Annotated in this window: 15 protein-coding genes; 6 read left to right on the top strand and 9 right to left on the bottom strand. The window is 67.9% G+C overall.

Translation table 11 applies throughout. The annotated features are described in order from the left end of the window. Nucleotides 1-373: 373 nt before the first annotated feature. Together C265_RS28240 and C265_RS28245 are read left to right on the top strand one after the other, a co-directional pair. Nucleotides 374-1,309, top strand: a complete 936-nt coding sequence (locus tag C265_RS28240) for a LysR family transcriptional regulator (protein WP_011617016.1) — start codon at nt 374-376, stop codon at nt 1,307-1,309. A gap of 152 nt (nt 1,310-1,461) precedes the next feature. Then, nucleotides 1,462-2,034 carry a superoxide dismutase family protein gene (locus C265_RS28245; protein WP_010812454.1) on the top strand — a complete coding sequence of 191 codons (573 nt, stop codon included), beginning with the start codon at nt 1,462-1,464 and terminating at the stop codon, nt 2,032-2,034. Nucleotides 2,035-2,137: 103 nt separating this feature from the next. Here the strand turns inward: C265_RS28245 and C265_RS28250 are convergent, their stop codons facing one another. Then, nucleotides 2,138-3,136, bottom strand: a complete 999-nt coding sequence (locus C265_RS28250) for an isopenicillin N synthase family oxygenase (RefSeq protein WP_010812453.1) — start codon at nt 3,134-3,136, stop codon at nt 2,138-2,140. Between the two features lie 543 nt (nt 3,137-3,679). Between C265_RS28250 and C265_RS28255 the strand changes: the two genes are divergently transcribed. Together C265_RS28255 and C265_RS28260 are read left to right on the top strand one after the other, a co-directional pair. Next, nucleotides 3,680-4,720 carry an ABC transporter substrate-binding protein gene (locus C265_RS28255; protein ID WP_037025562.1) on the top strand — a complete coding sequence of 347 codons (1,041 nt, stop codon included), beginning with the start codon at nt 3,680-3,682 and terminating at the stop codon, nt 4,718-4,720. Between the two features lie 174 nt (nt 4,721-4,894). Beyond that, nucleotides 4,895-6,472 carry a phospholipase D family protein gene (locus C265_RS28260; RefSeq protein ID WP_010812451.1) on the top strand — a complete coding sequence of 526 codons (1,578 nt, stop codon included), beginning with the start codon at nt 4,895-4,897 and terminating at the stop codon, nt 6,470-6,472. 25 nt (nt 6,473-6,497) lie between these two features. On the opposite strand, the gene C265_RS28265 is transcribed toward C265_RS28260, so the two are convergent. After that, a complete protein-coding gene (locus C265_RS28265; protein WP_010812450.1) occupies nt 6,498-6,761 on the bottom strand; it encodes a hypothetical protein in 264 nt (87 codons plus the stop codon). A gap of 122 nt (nt 6,762-6,883) precedes the next feature. After that, nucleotides 6,884-8,143 (bottom strand): M20/M25/M40 family metallo-hydrolase, encoded by a 1,260-nt coding sequence (locus C265_RS28270; RefSeq protein ID WP_010812449.1) that lies wholly within the window; start codon nt 8,141-8,143, stop codon nt 6,884-6,886. 185 nt (nt 8,144-8,328) lie between these two features. On the opposite strand from C265_RS28270, the gene C265_RS28275 reads away from it, so the two are divergent. After that, nucleotides 8,329-9,411 (top strand): GlxA family transcriptional regulator, encoded by a 1,083-nt coding sequence (locus C265_RS28275; RefSeq protein WP_010812448.1) that lies wholly within the window; start codon nt 8,329-8,331, stop codon nt 9,409-9,411. 20 nt (nt 9,412-9,431) lie between these two features. Here C265_RS28275 and C265_RS28280 read toward each other — a convergent pair whose 3' ends face one another. Further along, on the bottom strand, nt 9,432-10,163 hold the full coding sequence (locus C265_RS28280) for a BON domain-containing protein (protein ID WP_010812447.1): 732 nt from the start codon (nt 10,161-10,163) through the stop codon (nt 9,432-9,434). Nucleotides 10,164-10,311: 148 nt separating this feature from the next. After that, nucleotides 10,312-11,964 carry an AMP-binding protein gene (locus C265_RS28285; RefSeq protein ID WP_010812446.1) on the bottom strand — a complete coding sequence of 551 codons (1,653 nt, stop codon included), beginning with the start codon at nt 11,962-11,964 and terminating at the stop codon, nt 10,312-10,314. A gap of 240 nt (nt 11,965-12,204) precedes the next feature. On the opposite strand from C265_RS28285, the gene C265_RS28290 reads away from it, so the two are divergent. After that, the gene (locus tag C265_RS28290) at nt 12,205-12,879 is read left to right on the top strand and encodes an SOS response-associated peptidase (protein ID WP_010812445.1); all 675 of its coding nucleotides are present in this window, start codon (nt 12,205-12,207) and stop codon (nt 12,877-12,879) included. Between the two features lie 51 nt (nt 12,880-12,930). Here C265_RS28290 and C265_RS28295 read toward each other — a convergent pair whose 3' ends face one another. The 4 genes from C265_RS28295 to C265_RS28310 all read right to left on the bottom strand — a co-directional run bounded on the left by C265_RS28295 (nt 12,931) and on the right by C265_RS28310 (nt 18,276). Continuing rightward, entirely contained in the window at nt 12,931-15,138 is a 2,208-nt protein-coding gene (locus tag C265_RS28295; protein WP_010812444.1) for a TonB-dependent siderophore receptor, read from the bottom strand. Between the two features lie 217 nt (nt 15,139-15,355). Further along, entirely contained in the window at nt 15,356-15,904 is a 549-nt protein-coding gene (locus C265_RS28300) for a TetR/AcrR family transcriptional regulator (RefSeq protein WP_010812443.1), read from the bottom strand. A 110-nt stretch (nt 15,905-16,014) separates the two neighbouring features. Beyond that, complete coding sequence (locus C265_RS28305) at nt 16,015-17,406, bottom strand: dihydrolipoyl dehydrogenase (RefSeq protein ID WP_010812442.1); 1,392 nt, start codon at nt 17,404-17,406, stop codon at nt 16,015-16,017. Nucleotides 17,407-17,544: 138 nt separating this feature from the next. After that, on the bottom strand, nt 17,545-18,276 hold the full coding sequence (locus C265_RS28310) for a glutathione peroxidase (protein WP_010812441.1): 732 nt from the start codon (nt 18,274-18,276) through the stop codon (nt 17,545-17,547). Nucleotides 18,277-18,431 lie beyond the last annotated feature (155 nt).

An 18,431-nucleotide genomic window follows, 5' to 3' on the forward strand; every position in this document is an offset into this window, starting at 1 on the left:
CGGAAACAATGCGCTTGAGTGTTGCGATGCAACGGATTATGGTGATTGACGAGGATGGGATAAAGCGAGAGATCGCCAATGCACTGTTCCGGGATTGGAATAATCGCAAACCGCCCCGTCATGCCACTGAAACCGCATATCCCCACGCATGACAAGGTCTTGGATTTTGTGATTCACTGCGGCTCTCGGCACGCGCGGCGGTCTGCCAGGCCGGTGCGCGCCCGATCAGAAATCCATGCCGGAACCCGCGCCCAGCCAGCGCGCAGTCCCTGTACCAGCCAGCCGGCAGACTCCCCACAACAACAACCAGCATGGCCACGTGCGTCACGAGCGCGCGCGGCACGCCGTTCGGATCTATCGTCGGAACCTCATCATGGACCGTCTCGTATCAATGCAGGCATTCACCCGGGTCGTGGACGTCGGCAGCTTTGCGCGCGCCGCGGAATCGATGGACTTGCCCAAGGCCACGCTGACCCGCCTGATCCAGAACCTGGAAACCCACCTGGGCGTCAAGCTGCTGCACCGGACCACGCGCCGCATCAGCGTGACCAACGACGGCGCGGCCTATTACGAACGGTGCGTGCGCATCCTGGCCGATGTCGAGGAAGCCGAGCAGTCGCTGACGCGGCAGAACAACTCGCCACGCGGCACGCTGTCGGTGGACACCACCGCGGGGCTGGCGCAGCTGGTGCTGGTGCCCCACCTGCACGAATTCTTCCAGGCCTACCCGGACCTGAAGCTGGACCTGACCATCAACGGCAAGCCGATCGACCTGCTGCAGGAAGGCGTGGACGTGGTGCTGCGCGTGGGCACGCCGGTCGAGGAATCCATGGTGGCCCGCCGCATCGGCCATGTACAACTGGCGTTCTACGCCTCGCCGATCTACCTGAACCGCTTCGGCACCCCGCACGACCTGGCCGAACTGGCCCAGCACAAGGCGGTCAATTTCCTGTCCAACCGCACCGGCCGTGAGATGCCGTGGCCCATGGCGCGCGGCATGGAGCGCAGCGAGGTGCTGCTGCCGTCGGCCATTTCCACCAACGATGCCGATGTCTACATGGGCTGCGCCCTGGAAGGCCACGGCGTGGCACGGGTCTCGCGCGCCATGGCCGAGCCCTATGTGGCCAGCGGCCGGCTGGTGGAGGTCATGACCGACTGGCAGACCGAAGAACTGCCGATCTCGGCGATGTATCCGCAGAACCGGCACCTGTCGGCCAAGGTGCGGGTGTTCGTCAACTGGGCAGCGGACCTGTTCTCGCGCCACCCGCACTTTGGTGCGGCACAGCAGCGGCTGGCAGCCGCAGCCTGATGGCGTGATTGGCTAGTGTCCTGTTCCGTATCTACGGAACAGGACACTAGTGCACTCAGTCTAGTGCGGCATGTAGGACAAAACCGGAAATCGGCCTGGCGCCGGCCAGCCTATACTGTTTCTTCCGAAATCATGACAAGAAGAGGAGTCCGATGAAACAAGTGCTTCCCCCCCTGGCGGCCTGCATCGCCGCGACCATTGCACTGGCCGGCTGCGCCGGCTCCGGCATGAGCTCCTCGTCTGCGGCCAGCGCGTCCGGCACCAGCGCCAGCAGCAGCGCCAGGGCGGCGGCCACGCTCCAGCCCAAGAGCGGCAGCAATACTGGCGGCACCGTGACCTTCCAGCAGCAGCCCGGCGGCGTGATGATGACTGCGGCGATCACCGGCCTGCCGCCCAACTCCGTGCACGGCTTCCACGTCCATGAGAAGGGCGACTGCTCCGCGCCTGACGCGATGAGCGCGGGCGGCCACTTCAACCCGACCGGCAAGCCCCACGGCCAGATGACCATGCCCGACCACCATGCCGGCGACATGAACAACGTCACCGCGGACGCCAGCGGCAACGTTCGCGTCAGCATGCTGCTGCCGGACCTGACCGTTGGCACGGGCGCCAACGGGGTGATCGGCCGCGCGGTGGTGGTACACAAGGATCCGGACGACTACAAGACGCAGCCGACCGGTAATGCGGGCGGGCGGATTGCTTGCGGGGTTGTCGCGGCTTCGTAAGTCGTAGGCTCACTACCGGCGCGTCCAGCGACTGCGGGTGGACTCCCTCTCCCGCAAGCGGGAGAGGGGGAGCAGACCGTCGGCATGGAAATTCTTCCGCGCCTCAATACCCCTTGAAATTCGCATTCACCCGCTGCCGCAGGTAGTCCCCCGCGCTGATCGGCGGATACTTGCCACCCGGCCCTTCGATCATCGCACCTCGGTTGGCCTGGCAGAAGAACGCCATGCTGTAGCGCGGGCCCATGTATTCATCCGGCGCGGGATTGCGCACGCGGTGGAAGTTCGACGGCAGCCGGTCGTCGCTCCAGCGCATCAGCATGTCGCCAATATTGCAGGTGATGACTTCCTCGTCCGGCTCGATCGGGGTCCATGCCTGCGCCTCCATCTCCTTGCCGGGGCAGACCTGCAGCCCGCCCTGGCCGGGGCGCTGAAACAGCAGCGTCAGGCAATCGAAATCCGTATGCGCGCCGGCGCGCCAGAGCTCCAGCTTGTCGCGCAGTTCGGGCGGGATCGCGTAGTAGTGCAGCAGCCGCAGCGTGCTCTGGTAGTCCGGCGCCCGCGGATCGTGCGCCTGCGTGAAGAAGTCGCTGGCAAAGCCGAGCTTGCCGGCGAAGCATGACAGCACCTTCATGCCCACCTCCCAGCATTGCGCCTCGAAGGCAAGCATGGTGGCGCGAAAGCCTTCCAGTTCGTCATCGCCGGGCCACAGCCCGGCCATGTGCGGGCGCGTGATCTGGTAGGACTCCTTCTGGTCCGGGGTGCCGGTCGAGGGGCGCACCTGCGCGCGGCTTTCCCAGCCGGCGTTGTTGGCCTTCTGCAGCGGGTATTGCGCCTTAACGGCGTCAGGCAGCGCGAAGAAGCGCTCGGTCATGGCAAAGGCTTCGCGCACGCTGGCCAGGTCGATGCCGTGGTTGGCGATCTGGAAGAAGCCGACGTCGACCGATGCCTGCCACAGTTCGTCGGCGATCTGCGCCTTGCGCCGCGCGTAGTCGGACAGGTCGATGCGGCGGATCTCGCGCTGGCGGGTTTCCGAACCGAACGCGCCCATGCGCGATTCGCGGTGGAGTTCGGCCAGGGCGTAGGCGGTGTCTGGTTGGCTCATGGTGTTCCTTGTGCAAAGCGGGTCAGGGATCGGCCCCTCGCCGGCACAGGCAGACCACCATGGCAACGCACGCCGGGACAACGCGCTCCTGAGGTCGCCTGTGCCAGCCTGCGCGATGGCGAGAGGCACGGACTTCAAGAGCAATTCCCGGCCATCCGGCGTGCGTCTGCGACGCGCCGCGCGGATGGTGAACGCTTCTACTCTTGCCCGAGGTTATGCAGGTTCCGGGCCAGGGGTTTTTGCACCGGGATCGCAGCGATTGCGCCGGGGCTTGCGCCGTGATGGCGCATGCCGGGCAACGGCTTGGTGCATGGCGCCGCGCAGCGCCCGGCACGGATCCTGCTGAAACCGCAGCGGAGTAGAAGCGTTCAGCGGCACGCCGCCCGGAAATTGCTCCCGATGATGTGCACGGTCCCCGCGCATGCCCTGGCCGCATGCCGGCGCGGCGTGGTGCCGGCGTCCTGGGAGGCCACGCTCTCCTTCCGCACCCGCGCCACCGGCCCGCGCACGCATCGTCCAGTGACATTCGTTCCGGAGAAAGACATGCGTCGCCGTTCCTTCCTGCGCGCCACTGGCGCCACCGCCCTGCTTGCCGCCGCCCCGTTCGCGGTGCCCCATGTCCGCGCGGCGGGCTCGCTGCAGAAGTTCAAGTTCAATCTCGGCTGGAAGGTGGAAGCCTCGGGCGCGGGGTTCCTGCTGGCGCACCAGCGCGGCTACTACAAGGACGCCGGGCTAGACGTCACCATCGATACCGGCAACGGCTCGGCCTCGGCCATCAGCCTGGTCGCGGGCGGCGCCTATGACTGCGCCTCGGCCGACCTCGCGGCGATGATCGAATTCAACACCACCAATCCGTCCGCCGCGCTCAAGGCGGTGGCCATCCAGTATGACCTGAATCCGAACGCGATCCTGGTGCGCAAGGGCAGCGGCATCGTCAGGCCAGCGGACCTGGCCGGCAAGTCCATCCTGGGCCAGCCGTTCAATGCCTCGCGCAAGCTGTTCCCGGTCTTCGCCAGGGCACAGGGCTTCGACCCCGGCGGCGTGAAGTGGGAGAGCATCACGCCCGATATCGGCGACACGCGCTTCGTCAAGGGCGACTTCGATGCCGCCGCCTACTTCTTCTTCACCGGCCTGGTGAACCTGAAGGCGCGCGGCATGGGGCCAGAGAAGATCACCGTGTTCCGCTTCTCGGACTACGGCATGAAGTCCTACGGCAACGGGCTGGTGGCCAACCGCAAGAGCATGACATCCGATCCGGAGGTGATGAAGGCCTTCGTCAAGGCCTCTACCCGCGGCTGGCTCGACGCCATTGCCGATCCCGCCGCGGGCGGTGCCGCGGTCAAGGCGCGCGAGCCGCTGGCCGACCAGGCGCTGGAGACTGAGCGCCTGCGCCTGATCGTCGACGGCACCATGAAGACGCCCGACACCCGGCGCGACGGCTGGGGCGCGGCCACGCCGGCACGGCTGCAGGCAACGCTGGATGAAACCGTCGGCGCCTTCGGCATCAAGGCGCCGCTGACGGTGGCGGACATCTGGACTGACCAGTTCCTGCCAGCGCCATCGGACCGCCGCCTCAAGGCGTAAGGAGAGCACGCCCGTCTCTATATCGTCCCTGGCCTGAGCGATGCGCCGGAGCCCCGTGGCGCGCCACCACTTCCCGCTCCCGGTGCGTAATTAAGCCCGCGGCCCGCGCGGCATGGCAACATGGCGGCATTGCCGTAACGATCGGACCCCGCGAGGGGCCCGACAGGACCCGCCATGCCATCGCCGACAGACGCCGCGTTCGCCCCCCACCGCCGCCTGCGCGCCAATTCGCTGCTGCTGTGCTGTGCGGCCCTGCTCGGCGGCTGCGCCTTGCCGCCGCTGGATCCCCGCACCGAATCCTTTGCGCTGACGCCCGCCGAATCCCAGGCCACGCCGCTGGGCCAGGCGGTGGCCGGCGAAGTGGTGCGCCATCCGGGCCTGAGCGGCATCCATCCGCTCGAGAATGCCTACGCTGCCCTCGCCGCGCGCGTGCATCTGGCGCGCACCGCGCAGCGCACGCTAGACGTCCAGTACTACATCTGGCGCGACGACCTGACCGGCACCCTGCTGCTGGAAACGTTGCATGAAGCCGCCGACCGCGGCGTGCGCGTGCGCCTGCTGCTTGACGACAACGGCATCGCCGGCATGGACGAATGGCTGGCGGCCATGGACGCGCATCCGCAGGTCGAGGTGCGGATATTCAACCCGTTCGTGATCCGCCACCCCAAGGCGCTCAATTTCCTGACTGATTTCCGGCGCCTGAACCGGCGCATGCACAACAAGTCCTTCACCGCCGACGGCGTCGCCACCATCATCGGCGGGCGCAATGTCGGCGACGAATACTTCGGCGCCACCGATGGCGTGCTGTTTGCCGACCTCGACGTGATCGCCATCGGGCCCGCGGCCGGCGACGTGGCGCACGATTTCGACCGCTACTGGTCCAGTGCGTCGGCCTACCCGGTGGACCGGCTGGTGCCGCCGGTCAGCGTCGAACGGCTGCAGGCGCTGGTCAGCAATGCCCGCGCAGTCGAGCAGAACCCCGCTGCCGCCGCCTACCTGGCCGCGGTGCGCGACCTGCCTGACGTGCAGCGGATGCTGGACGGCACGCTGCGCTTCCAGTGGGCAAGAACGCGCATGGTCAGCGACAACCCGGCCAAGGCGCTCGGCGAGGCATCGCGCGACACCCTGGTGGCGCACCAGCTGCGTGAAATCCTGGGCGACCCGCAGCGCGAGCTTGACCTGGTCTCGCCCTACTTCGTGCCATCGACGGGCGGCACGTCCTATTTTGCCGACATGGCCAGGCGCGGCGTGGCGGTGCGCGTGCTGACCAATGCGCTGGAAGCCACCGACGTGGCCGCCGTGCATTCGGGCTATGCCAAGCGGCGCAAGGCACTGCTGGAAGCTGGCGTGGACCTGTATGAGCTGCGCCGCTCGGCCGCGCCCGGCAAGAAGGAAGAGCGCGCCGGCCCCTTTGGCAGCTCGGGCTCCAGCCTGCACGCCAAGACCTTTGCCGTCGACGGCACCCGGGTCTTCGTGGGCTCGTTCAATTTCGACCCGCGCTCGGCCACGATCAACACCGAACTGGGCTTCGTCATCGACAGCCCGGATCTGGCCGGCCGGATCGAATCCACCTTCGCCAGCGTGGTGCCGCGCGCGGCCTACCAGGTCAAGCTCGATGAAACCGGCAAGCTGTACTGGCTGGAACGGCGCGACGACGAAGTCATCCGCCACGACACCGAGCCGAACACCAGCTGGTGGCGCCGGCTTGGCATCTGGTTCCTGTCGATCCTGCCGATCGAGTCGATGCTGTAGAACGGGTTCCCGGGAGCACCGCCCCTCAGATCTGGTCGAGCAGGCTGCGCACCACATCGGCCAGCCGGCCGGCGCGCTGGCGCCCCTTGGTGTCCAGCGCCATGCCGCTGCCGCCGGCCAGCGCCTTCAGGCCAAACAAGGCATCGCCCACGTCGCGCCAGGCCGGGTAATCGGCGTGGATTTTTTCCAGCGCGGCGGCACCGGCGGCCACCTGCGCGGGTGCGGGGGTGCGGCCGGCGGCCAGGTCTTCCAGTGCCGTGGCCGCGTCCAGCAAGCCTTTGCGGTTCATCTCTGTCTCCCCCTGCAAGGTCTCTTTTGTCATGGCCGCCGCATGCGGGCAGCCATGACACTGTAGCAGGCTTGCCGGGAGGGGCAACCGGGCGCCGGCAACGCAGGCCTGGCGGCGCCGGCTCAGTTGCGCCCGATATCCTGCAGGATGCGGGTCATCAGGTAAAGGCGCGGCACGATCGAGTCCAGTTCGATGTACTCGTCGCGGGCGTGATAGCCGAAGCCGGCCAGCCCGAAGCTTTCCACCACCGCGGGCTTGCCCGAGCGCGCGGCATAGCTGGCGTCAGTGGCGCCGCCGGTGCCTTCGGCCAGGGCCAGCGTGCGGCCGTCCAGCTCGGCGTAGATCTCCTGCGCGCGCTTGGCCAGCGCGCGGCCGCGCGCGTCGGCCACGAACGGCGGGCGGCCCTCTTCCATCGTCACCGTGGTCTGCGTCTCCGGCACCAGCTGGCCGGACTTGACCTTGTCCTGCAGCGCCACCTTCAGCTTCTCGGCGGCGCCGGCCGCGGTGGTGCGCACATCGCCGTAGGCGACAGCGCTTTCCGGGATCTGGTTGCGCACCGTGCCGGCCTGCGCCTGGGTCCAGTTCAGCTGCGAGCCCGGCACCAGGCTGGCGGTGTCGCGCGTCTGCTGCAGCTGGTGGGCGAGTTCGAGCAGCGCATTGCGGCCGCGCTCCGGCGCGGCGCCGGCGTGGGATGCGCGGCCCTTGACCTGCATCGTGGCGGTGGCGGTGCCGGAAGCGCCCAGCAGCAGCGACTCGGCCTTGACCACGTCCTTGGCCGCGGTCGGCTCGCACGACAGCACCACGTCGTGCTGCGCGGCCAGCGCGGCGATGGCTTCGCCGGAGCCGACCGAGCCGACCTCCTCGTCCGGGTTGAACAGCACCGTGATCTGCGCATAGTCGCGCCAGCCCTGGTTCTTCAGGATCTCCAGAGAGTGCAGGATCACGGCGATGCCGCCCTTGTCGTCGGCAATGCCCGGCCCGTACAGCCGGTTGCCTTCCTCGCGGATGGGCTGCGTGGCGAGGGTGTTGTCCGGATACACCGTGTCCATGTGGGCAATCAGCATGATGCGGCGCTTGCCGGTACCGGTGAAGGTGGCCTTGACCATGGTGCCCGGACCCTTGGTGACGGGCATGCGTTCAACCTTCGCGCCCAGCGCATGCAGGCGCTTCTCGGTATAGCCGGCCATCTGCGCCAGCCCCTTCGCGTTGGCGCTGCCGGATTCGATCGACACCATCTCCTTGAGCGACTGCACCAGCGCGGGCTGGGCCGACTGCGCGGCGGACAGCAGCGCGGCATCGGACTGGGCGGCACTGGCCAGGGTACCGGCCCCGGCAAGCGTCAGGGCGGCGGCAACGGCAACGTGGCGAACGGAAAACGGCATGGAATCTCCTCGGATTGGTCTTGTTGGTGCCATGCCCCGGCGCACGGGCGGCGCCGCGGCACAACGGCACGATGCTAGCCCTTGCCAGAACCTTAGTGGAGGATCAATATCGCCAATCCGGATGCCGATCCCGCCACGGCATCCTGCCAACTCTTCGCGCCATGCACCCGACCACGCCCCCAGGCATGCCCGCCGCCATCGCGCCGCCGTCACAGAACATCCCGCTGCATGTCCGCCTGCTATGGCTGCCGCAAGCCATGCCGGGCAGCCTGTTCACCACGCTCGACGTGCTCCGCACCGTGGCCGGCGTCGCCAGCCTGCAGCGGCCCGACGCCGCGCCCACGCTGAGCTGGCAGCTGTGCGGCAGCAACGGGCGCACGCTGGCGGCGGACCTGCCGGGGCTGGTGTCCTCCACCCGGCGCGCACGGGCCGCGGACCGCCGCACGCTGCTGGTGATCCCGGCCCTGCTGGCCAGCAATGCGCTGCAGCTGGGCGAGATCGTGAAGCGCGATGCCGCGGCGCTGCGCCTGGTGGAACGCCATGCGCAGGCCGGCGGCTGGATCGCGGCGTGTTCGTCGGGGATGGTCTTTCCGCTGCAGCTGGGGCTGCTCGACGGCGCCAGGACCGGCGCGCCGTGGATGTACCAGAGCTGGATGATGCGCCAGTATCCGCATTGCGACCTGGGCAGCGACCAGGCCATGAGCGTGCACCAGCGTGTGTTCTCGTGCGTGGCGCCGGCGCTGCAGGTGGAATTCATGCTGCGCGTGCTGGGCCACCTGCACGACCCGGACCTGGCACAGGCGGCGTCGCGGCTGATGCTGTTCCAGCCCGAGCGCCAGCGCAGCGTGCCGGCACTGGTGTCGCAACGCTGGCTCAGCCGCACCGCCGACAGCCCGGTGTATCGCGCCATCCAATGGCTGCAGGACCATGTGTCCGAGCCCTACAAGCTGGCCGCGGTGGCCCAGGCGGCCGCGGTCAGCGAACGCACGCTGCTGCGGCATTTCCGCCAGGTCACCGGGCTGAGCCCGCTGGACTACCTGCACACCCTGCGCGTGGAGCGCGCACGCATGCTGCTGGAAGTCACGCTGCACGGCACGCAGGGCATTGCCGAAGCCTGCGGCTACAGCGACGCCGCCGCGTTCCGGCGGCTGTTCCAGCGCACCACGGGCATGTCGATGTCAGACTATCGCGCCCGCTTTGCGCTGCGGGCGCGGCGGCGCTACTGGCGCATGGAAGATGCCGCGGTACGGCGCGGCACCGGGGAGTGACCGCGCCCAGGGCAGCGCGCTCAGGTGCGCAAGGCGATGTGGTTGACCACGTTCTCAACGCCCTGCACGTACCATGCGTCGCGCTCGGCCTGGCGCCGCGTGTCCTCGCTGGCGACGCAGCCTTCCAGCGTCACCACGCGGTTCTCGGTGCGCGCGCTGACCTGGCCGGCATCGATGAAGGGATCAGTCTCCAGCACCAGCATCAGTGCCTCGGTGATTTCGTCGTCGCGGTCGGCTTCGGCGGGCGCTACCACCAGTTCATTGACCACGCAGCGGCAACCGCGCGACCACCAGGCCAGCACCCCTGCCAGGCGCATGTGCGACAGGCTGATTACCTGCCCCCACAGCGTGACCACGCCGTCGTGCACTTCCACTTCAATCCAGCCGCTGCGTTCGCCCACGGCTTCGCGCATGGCCTCGGGCTTGCCCTTGACGCGCGCGCAGATCCTGCAATTGCGGAAATCGATGGCATTGAGCAGGCGCTCGCACACCGCGTCGCGCAGTTCGCCGTCGCCTACCTGCATGCCGCCATTGGCCACGCGCAGGTGATCAATCACGCTGGTTACACCGTCCACGCGCCGCACCGTCGCCGCGGCCCGGGTCTTGTCGACGATATCGGCCACCTCGCCTTCCAGGATCAGCGCGCCGTCGGAAAGCCGCAACTGGATGGTGGGATGGAGGACATGACCCTGATAAGGCACATGCGCCAAGGCTGCGCGCGCCTGCGTCAGCACCGCTTCGCTACTCTGCATTTTGTTCGCCTCGCCCGATTGGTCTGGAGATGGAAGACGCGCGCCCCTGCCTGCAGGCGCGCCTTGCGCGGCGCCGCAGGCTCCTTCACCCCCGGGGCCTGGCAACCGCTTCCTCATTATAGGAAGCGGTCCGGGAACGGCTCAGGCCTCAGGCAGCGGCCGCCTCGCGCGCGCGGGCCACTTCCTGGTTGCGCAGGATAAAGCGCTGGACCTTGCCGCTGGGGGTCTTGGGCAGCTCGGCGACGAACTCGATCTCGCGCGGGTAGGCATGGGCGGCCAGGCGCTTGCGCACGTGCTGGCGCAGCGCCTCGGCCAGTTCCGGCGCGGCGCCATATTGCGGGTCCAGCACGACAAAGGCCTTGATCAGCTCGGTGCGCTCCGGATCGGGCTTGCCGATCACCGCGGCCTCGACCACGGCCGGGTGCTCGATCAGCGCGCTTTCCACGTCGAACGGGCCCACGCGGTAGCCAGAGGTGGTGATGACGTCGTCGGCCCGGCCTATGAAGCTGATGCTGCCGTCGTCATTCAGCTCGGCGGAATCGCCGGTCAGGTAGTAGCCGCCGGCAAACCCGCTGGTGGGCGTGCCGTGATAGCCGCCGAACCAGCACATCGGCGAGCGCTTCAGGTCCAGCGCCAGCGTGCCCGGCCGGCCCGGCGGCAGTTCGCGCTGTTCATCGTCCACCACCACCACGCGGTGCCCGGGGCTGGCAAAGCCGGCCGCGCCCATGCGCACCGGATGCGCCAGCGCATGGTGGTTGCACAGCACCATGCCCAGCTCGGTCTGGCCGTAGTGGTCGTGGATGGTCACGCCCAGCTCGCTGGCAAACCAGCGGATCACTTCCGGGTTGAGCGGCTCGCCCGCGCTGCTGACCGCGCGCAGCCGCCCGCGCAGCGGGCCTGACACGGCCTCGCCCGCGGCGATCAGCAGCCGGTATGCCGTGGGCGAGCCGGCCAGGTTGGTGATGCCGTACTTGCGGATCACACGGCATGTGCTCTCCACGGTGAACGGGCCATCGTAGAAGGTGGTGGGATGGCCCAGCGCCAGCGGGCCCGTGACCGCGTAATACAGGCCATAGGCCCAGCCCGGATCGGCCAGGTTCCAGAAAGCGTCTTCCGCGCGCAGGTCGACCGCGTCGCTCATATAGCCGGCAAACGCGGCAATGGCCTTGAGCGGCACCAGCAGCGGCTTGGCCGGGCCGGTGGTGCCGGAGGTGAACATCATCAGGAAGGGGTCGTCGCCCCGGCGCGGCACCGGCTCGAACGACGCCGGCTGGCGTTCCAGTTCGGCCCAGAAGCTGAAGTCGCCGCGCACCAGGCCGCGGCCCTTGTCGCCGGCCACGGTGACGATGGCGGGACAGCCATCCACGTCATCCAGCTTGGGGCGGTTGGCGCCATCGGTGACCACAACCTTCGCGCCGGACGCATTGAGCCGGTGCTCGATGGCCTTGGGGCCGAAGGCCGTGAACAGCGGCTGGTACACCGCGCCGGCGCGCCAGGTGCCGAGAATCGTCACCAGCAGTTCCGCATTGCGCGGCAGCAGGCCCGCCACGCGGTCGCCCGGCTGCACGCCCTGCGCCTTCAGGAAGCCGGCAAACTGCGCGGACAGTGCCTGCAGCTCGGTAAAGGTCCAGCTGCGCGAATTGCCGTCTCGCCCTTCCCAGAACAGCGCGATACGGCCCGGCAGCGCGTGGCGGTCGCAGCATTCGACGCAGGCGTTCATTGCCTCCACGCTGCCGTGCAGTTGCCGTGCCACGGCGTCGTCATAGGAAAATCCGTCGAAGGCTTGGGCGTAGTCGCGCATGATGTCTCCTGTATTCCGGCTGGTGCCTTTTGGTAGGTGGCCGCTGCGCGCGGGGTGCCGGCGCGCAACGGCTGCCGCAAGAGTGTGCGCGAGCGCCACGGGAGCAGGCAATAACCGATTCCGCCAGCGCGGCTGACGGTTTTTGCCATCCCTGCCGTGAACCCTGACGCACCTCCGGGCACCCTTGACGCGGCACCGCCCGGCGCCGACGATACGGGCATCACCGCCACGAGACAGCGCATGTGCACCAACTACGCCCCGGTCCAGAGCCGGATCCTGCGCGAGATCTTCGGCGTGGAACCGCCGCCGGGGCTGTACAAGGCTGAAACCTATCCGGACTACGCGGCGCCGATCGTGCGCGCCGCGGACGATGGCACGCGCAGTGGCGCTCTGGCCTCGTTCGGCATGGTGCCGCGCCCGCGCATCCCGCCCGGCGCACGGCGCTTTGACACCACCAATGCCCGCAGCGAGACCGTGGGCGAACGCCCCGCCTTTGCGCGCTACTGGCGCCAGGGCCAGCTGTGCCTGGTGCCGGCCACGGCGTTCTATGAGTTTGCGTATCCCGAAGATGCAGCGCCCGGCGGCCCGCCCGGCAAGCCGGTGCGCTGGCGCGTCTGGCTGCCCGGCGAGCCGGCCTTCGGCATTGCGGGCCTGTGGCGCAGCTGGCCGGACCAGTCGCTGTCCTTCACCATGCTGACCATCAACTCGGCCCAGCACCCGGTGATGCAGCGCTTTCACAAGCCGGGCGAGGAAAAGCGGTCAGTGGTGATCGTGCCGCGTGAACAGTGGGACGACTGGCTCGCCTGCCGCGATCCCGAGGTCGCGCGCACCTTCCTGACGCTCTGGCCCGCAGACGCCATGCGGGCCGAACCGGCGCCCAAAGTGCAGGGAGCGCCAATCCCCGACTCGGAGTAAGCGCGCCGCTATCGCCGCCCCGGCCGCAGGCGCGCTTCCCTGCAAGGCGGCTCAGAAGCGATAGGTAACGCTGCCCACCACCGTGCGGCGCGCGCCGAAGTAGCAGTCACCGCGCGCCAGGCAGGTGGTCAGGAATTGCTTGTCGAACAGGTTGCTGGCATTCAGCGAGACGCGCAGCGGGCCGTGGTCATAGGCAATCATCGCGTCGTAGAGCGTGACGCCGCCCACCCGGTTCTGGTCGGCACCGTCATAGCTGGGACCGACATAGCGCACCCCGCCGCCGGCGACAAAGCCCGGCACGCCAAACAGCTTGAAGCGATAGTTGGCCCACAGCGACGCCATGTTCGACGGCGTGCTCGCCAGCTTCTTGCCCACCTCGGCCGGCGTGCCGTCGATCACGCGCGCATCCAGGTAGGTATAGGTTGCGATCAGGTCCAGCCGGCTGGACAGCGAGGCCAGTGCCTCAACCTCGATGCCGCGCGTACGTGCCTCGCCCACCTGGACTGAATCGGGAATGCCGTTGACCACGCCGGCGGTCTTGCGGTTCTTCTCGCGCATATCGAATGCGGCAATGGTCAGCGTGGCGTTCTTGCCCGGCGGCTGGTACTTGATCCCCGCCTCCCACTGCGAACCGCGCAGCGGCTTGAAAGCCTGGTTGGCCTTGTTGAAGCCGGCCAGCCCCTGGAACGACTCGGAATAGCTGACGTACGGGTTGAGGCCGATGTCCGAGCGGTACATCAGGCCAGCACGCTTGGTCAGCTCGCTGTCGTCGCGGCTGGCCGAGGGCGTGTTGTCCTGCGCGGCGCGCGACCAGTCATAGCGCAGCCCCAGCATCAGCAGCCACTTGTTCCACGACAGCTGATCCTGCACGTACAGGCCGGTCTGCGCCTGCGTGGCGGGGTTCAGGTCGCGCGTGCCCGGCAGGGTGAAATTGCCGTAGACCGGGTTGAACACATTGAGCGGCGCGGCCGTGCCCCCCACCCCGGCGCGCCCCGTGATCCCTGAGTGCTGGTAGTCGACGCCGGTCAGCAGCGTGTGCTGGACCGGGCCGGTGCGGAAGTTGGTCTGCGCCTGGGTATCGACCGCGAACGAGTTCAGCGTGGGCTGGTTCAGGTAGACCGTGCGGCGCATCAGCGTATCGCTGCCCGGCACCCAACCGTGGCCGGCGCCGTTGAAACCGGCCGCGTAGATGCTGCGGTAGTCCACCGTGCTGTGCGAATAGCGCAGGTTCTGCCGCACCGTCACGGTGTCGTTGAACTTGTGCTGGAACTCATAGCCCACCGACGCCTGCTCGGCGTTGTAGCGGTCGAAGCCGGGCTCGCTGATAAACAGGTGATCGGGGATCTGGCCGGCCGGGTTGGCCTGCAGTGTGCCCCGCCAGGGGAAGAAGCCGACCGAGGTCCCGCTTTCATCGCGCTGGAAGTTGGCCAGCAGCGTGAGCGAGGTGTCCTGGCTCGGGCGCCACGTCAGCGAAGGCGCGATCAGGTAGCGGTTGTCCTTGACGTAGTCCACCTGCGTGTCGCTGTCGCGCGCCAGCGCCACCAGCCGGTACAGCCACTTGCCGTCCGCATCGAGCGGGCCGGTCAGGTCGGCCTGCACCTGCTTGCGGTTGTAGTTGCCGAACTGCACCCCGATCTCGCGCGCCGCCTCAGCCTGCGGGCGTTTGCTGACCAGGTTCAGGATGCCGCCGACCGCGCCCTGCCCGAACAGCATCGACGACGGCCCGCGCAGCACGTCGATGCGTTCCAGCGCGTAAACATCGGGCCGCACGTTGTTGTAGAAGCCGACCTGGTTCAGCAGGCCGTCGCGGTACTGCGTGAACTCGGTGCCCCGGAACCGGCCCCAGTCGCCGCGGGCGTCGTTGCCGAACGGCCCGGCATAGACGCCGGCGCTGTAGCCGATGGCCTGCTGCACGCTCTGCGCGCCTTGCGCCTCCATCCGGTCGCGCGTGATGACGGTGATCGACTGGGGCGTCTCCATCACCGGGGTGTCGGTCTTGGTGGCGGTGGCGCTGCGTTTTGCCACGAAGCCATGAACCGGGCCGGTGGCGGTTTCGTCGTCGCTGCTGGCGCGGATCGTGACGGCCGGCAGTTCTGCCGCGGCACTGGCCGTTGCCGGCGCAGGCACTTCGCCGGATTGGGCAAACACGCCACCGGCCTGCAGGCTCAATACAAGGGTGGTCAGCGAAAGGCCGCGCGGGGTGACAAGCGCGGGGCGGGCAAAGCGCGGCTTTGCCTGCTTGGTCGGGTGGAAATACATCACTCAGGGATCGGAAGGTAGCTACCCCGCAGGCGCGGCGTGGCAAGTGGAAAATTCTGATTACGAATGCGAATAATTCGTAATTACAACAGAATTGTAGCCTGAATGTGTCAGAAGCGAGACATTTTCTATTCGCATCGGATGCTGCCTCGGCGCTAAGCCAGACGAAGGAAGTGTTGGGCAGTCCCCGGCCTCAGTGGCCAGCCCCCCAAGCCAATCAGCCGGCCTGCAGCCGGCCCAGCAACCGCCGCCCCGCCTCGATCACCGCCGCATCCGGCTGCATCTGGTAGCGCACGATCATGCCTTCGATGCACAGCATCGCTTCCTCGGCCACCGCTTGCGGCTGGTCCAGGCCCAGGCGCGTGGCGATGTCGGCGACGAATGCGGCCAACTCGGCCTTGTGCGCCGCGGCCTGTTCGGCCGCGCGCGCGTCGCCGCCCGCCTCGGCCACCACGTTGATAAAGGCGCAGCCACGGAAGTCTCGGCCGAACCAGTCCGCCAGCGCGTCGGCAATCACGTCCAGGTGCGGGCGCGCGGCCAGCCGGGCTTCCACGTCCTGCCGGAACCACGTCATCCACTCGTCATGGCGGCGGTCCAGGAACGCCGAAATCAACTCGTTCTTGGAGGCGAAATGGCGGTAGAGCGACATCTTGGCGACGCCGGATTCGGCAATGATCTTGTCGATGCCGGTGGCGCGGTAGCCCTCCTGGTAGAACAGGCGGGCAGCGGTGTCGAGGATGCGGTCGCGGGCGGAAGGCGTGGCCATGGTGGCGGCGTAGTCGGTAAAGGTGCGCGGCCGGACAGCGCCCTGCGCCGCCCTGCCTCTCTATAGGTCGATACTATGACAGACAGACCTGTCTAGCAAACCTGGCCCGCTCAGGCCTCCAGCTTCGCCTCCGCATCACGCAGCGCCGTACGCAGGCCCTCTTCCACCACCGGGTGGTAGAAAGGCATGCCCAGCATCTGCCCGATGGTCAGGCCCTGCTGGTACGACCACGCCAGCAGGTGGGCGATGTTCTCGGCACGCGGGCCGGTCCATTCCGCGCCCAGGAAGCGGCCCGTGGCCTTGTCGGCATAGACATGCATCAGGCCGCGGTTCTTCAGCATCACGCGGCTGCGGCCCTGGTCCTCGAAGCTGACCTCGCCGGTCACGAACGTGCCTTCGGCCAGGTCGGCGTAACGCTGGCCGACCATCGCGATCTGCGGGTCCGTGAACACCACCGCGATCGGCGCGCGCCGTGCCAGCGGCTTCACTTGCGGATAGCTGGCGGCGTTCTCGCCCGCGGCCTTGCCCTCGTCCGCGGCCTCATGCAGCAGCGGCAGGATGTTGTTGGCGTCGCCGGCAATGAATACCGGTGCATTGCCGCACTGGAGCGTGCGCGCATCGAACAGCGGCACGCCGCGCGCATCCAGCGCCAGGCCGGCATTTTCCAGGCCCAGGCCGCGCACATTGGGCACGCGGCCGGTGGCGACCAGCGCATAGTCGAAGCGCTCGGTCACGCTGCGGCCTTCGCGGTCCAGGTAAGTCACCACCACCTGGTCGCCGTCGCGGGCCATGTCGGTCACCCTGGCGTCCGGATCGAGATAGAACTCGCCGTTGAAGGTCTTCGCCGCGTAGGCGCGGATCACGGGATCAGTCAGCGGCCCGAGCGAGCCGCTGACGCCGAACACGCGCACCCGCACGCCAAGGCGCGACAAGGCCTGGCCAAGCTCCAGCCCGATCACGCCGGGGCCGAACGCCACCACGCTGGCGGGCAGGTCTTCCCAAGCGAACACATCGTCATTGACGATCAGGCGGTCGCCGAACACCTGGAACGGCGCCGGCAGCATCGGCGTGGAGCCGGTGGCAATGACCACGCGGCTGGCACGCACGGTGGTGTGCCCATCCACTTCCAGCGTGGTGTTGTCGATAAAGCGGGCATAGCCGCGGACGCGGTCGGCTTCGGGGATGTTCTCCACGCCGCGCACCACGAAGCCGACAAAGCGGTCGCGCTCGCTGCGCACGCGGGCCATCACCTCGCGGCCATCGATGCGGACCTCGCCATCCACGTGCACGCCGAACGGCGCAGTGTGGCGCAGTTCGTGCGCGGCCTCGGCGGCAGCGATCAGCAGCTTGGAGGGCATGCAGCCCACCCGGGCGCAGGTGGTGCCGTACGGGCCGCCTTCGATGATCACGGCGCGCTTGCCCGCGGCAATCGCGGCACGGTAGGCGGCAAGGCCGGCGGTGCCTGCGCCGATCACGGCGACGTCGGTCTGGATGGTGGTCATGGCGGTCAATTCCTTTGTCTTGATGGCGTCAAGCTGGTGTCAATCAGCGGGCTGGATGGGGCCGCCATGCCGGGCAAGGCGACCCCATCGGGTCCGGCGACTGCCGGTCCCCGGGTGCGGGATGAAGGCAGAATCGGCTTACTTGCCCAGGTACTGCTGCAGCGCCTCGGCGCCGCCGATGAGCTTGCCGTTGATAAAGACCTGCGGTGCGGTCATCTCGCCCGACACGGCGCCCAGCACCTTGCCGCGCACCTTGTTGTCCAGCGGCACGTCGATATAGTCGAAGCCGTTGTCGTCAAGCAGTTGCTTGGCCTTGGCGCAGAACGAGCAGCCGACCTTGGAGAACACCACCACCTGGTCCGGCTTGCGCGCGTCCGGGGCGATATGGGCCAGCATGGTGTCGGCGTCGGACACCTTGAACGGGTCGCCCGGCTCTTGCGGTTCGATGAACATCTTCTGCACCACGCCGTCCTTGACCAGCATCGAATAGCGCCAGCTGCGCTTGCCGAAGCCCAGGTCGGCCTTGTCCACCAGCATGCCCATGCCTTCGGTGAATTCACCGTTGCCGTCGGGGATCATGGTGATGTTCTCGGACTCCTGGTCCTTGGCCCATTCGTTCATCACGAAGGTGTCGTTGACGGACACGCACAGGATGTCGTCCACGCCGTGCTTCGCGAACACCGGGGCCAGCTCGTTGTAGCGCGGCAGGTGGGTCGACGAGCAGGTCGGCGTGAAGGCGCCCGGCAGCGAGAACACGACCACGGTCTTGCCGTTGAACAGCTCGCCGGTGGTGACGGTCTTCCACTCGTTGTCTTCACGCATGCGGAAAGCGACATTGGGAACGCGTTGGCCTTCACGGGATTGCAGCATCAGTTCACTCCTTGGTCTGGATCGGGTTGGTTTCGGCTGCGGGTTGCAGCGAAGGCCCCATTCTGTAGACCGGGATGTGATTTGTACAATTCATCGTTTTAACCACGACGATTGCCTTACGCTATTGACTCGGCATAGCCATCCCCTATTGCGCC

The sequence above is a fragment of the Cupriavidus sp. GA3-3 genome, from assembly GCF_000389805.1.
In the GTDB taxonomy this organism is placed as follows: Bacteria; Pseudomonadota; Gammaproteobacteria; order Burkholderiales; family Burkholderiaceae; genus Cupriavidus; species Cupriavidus necator_D.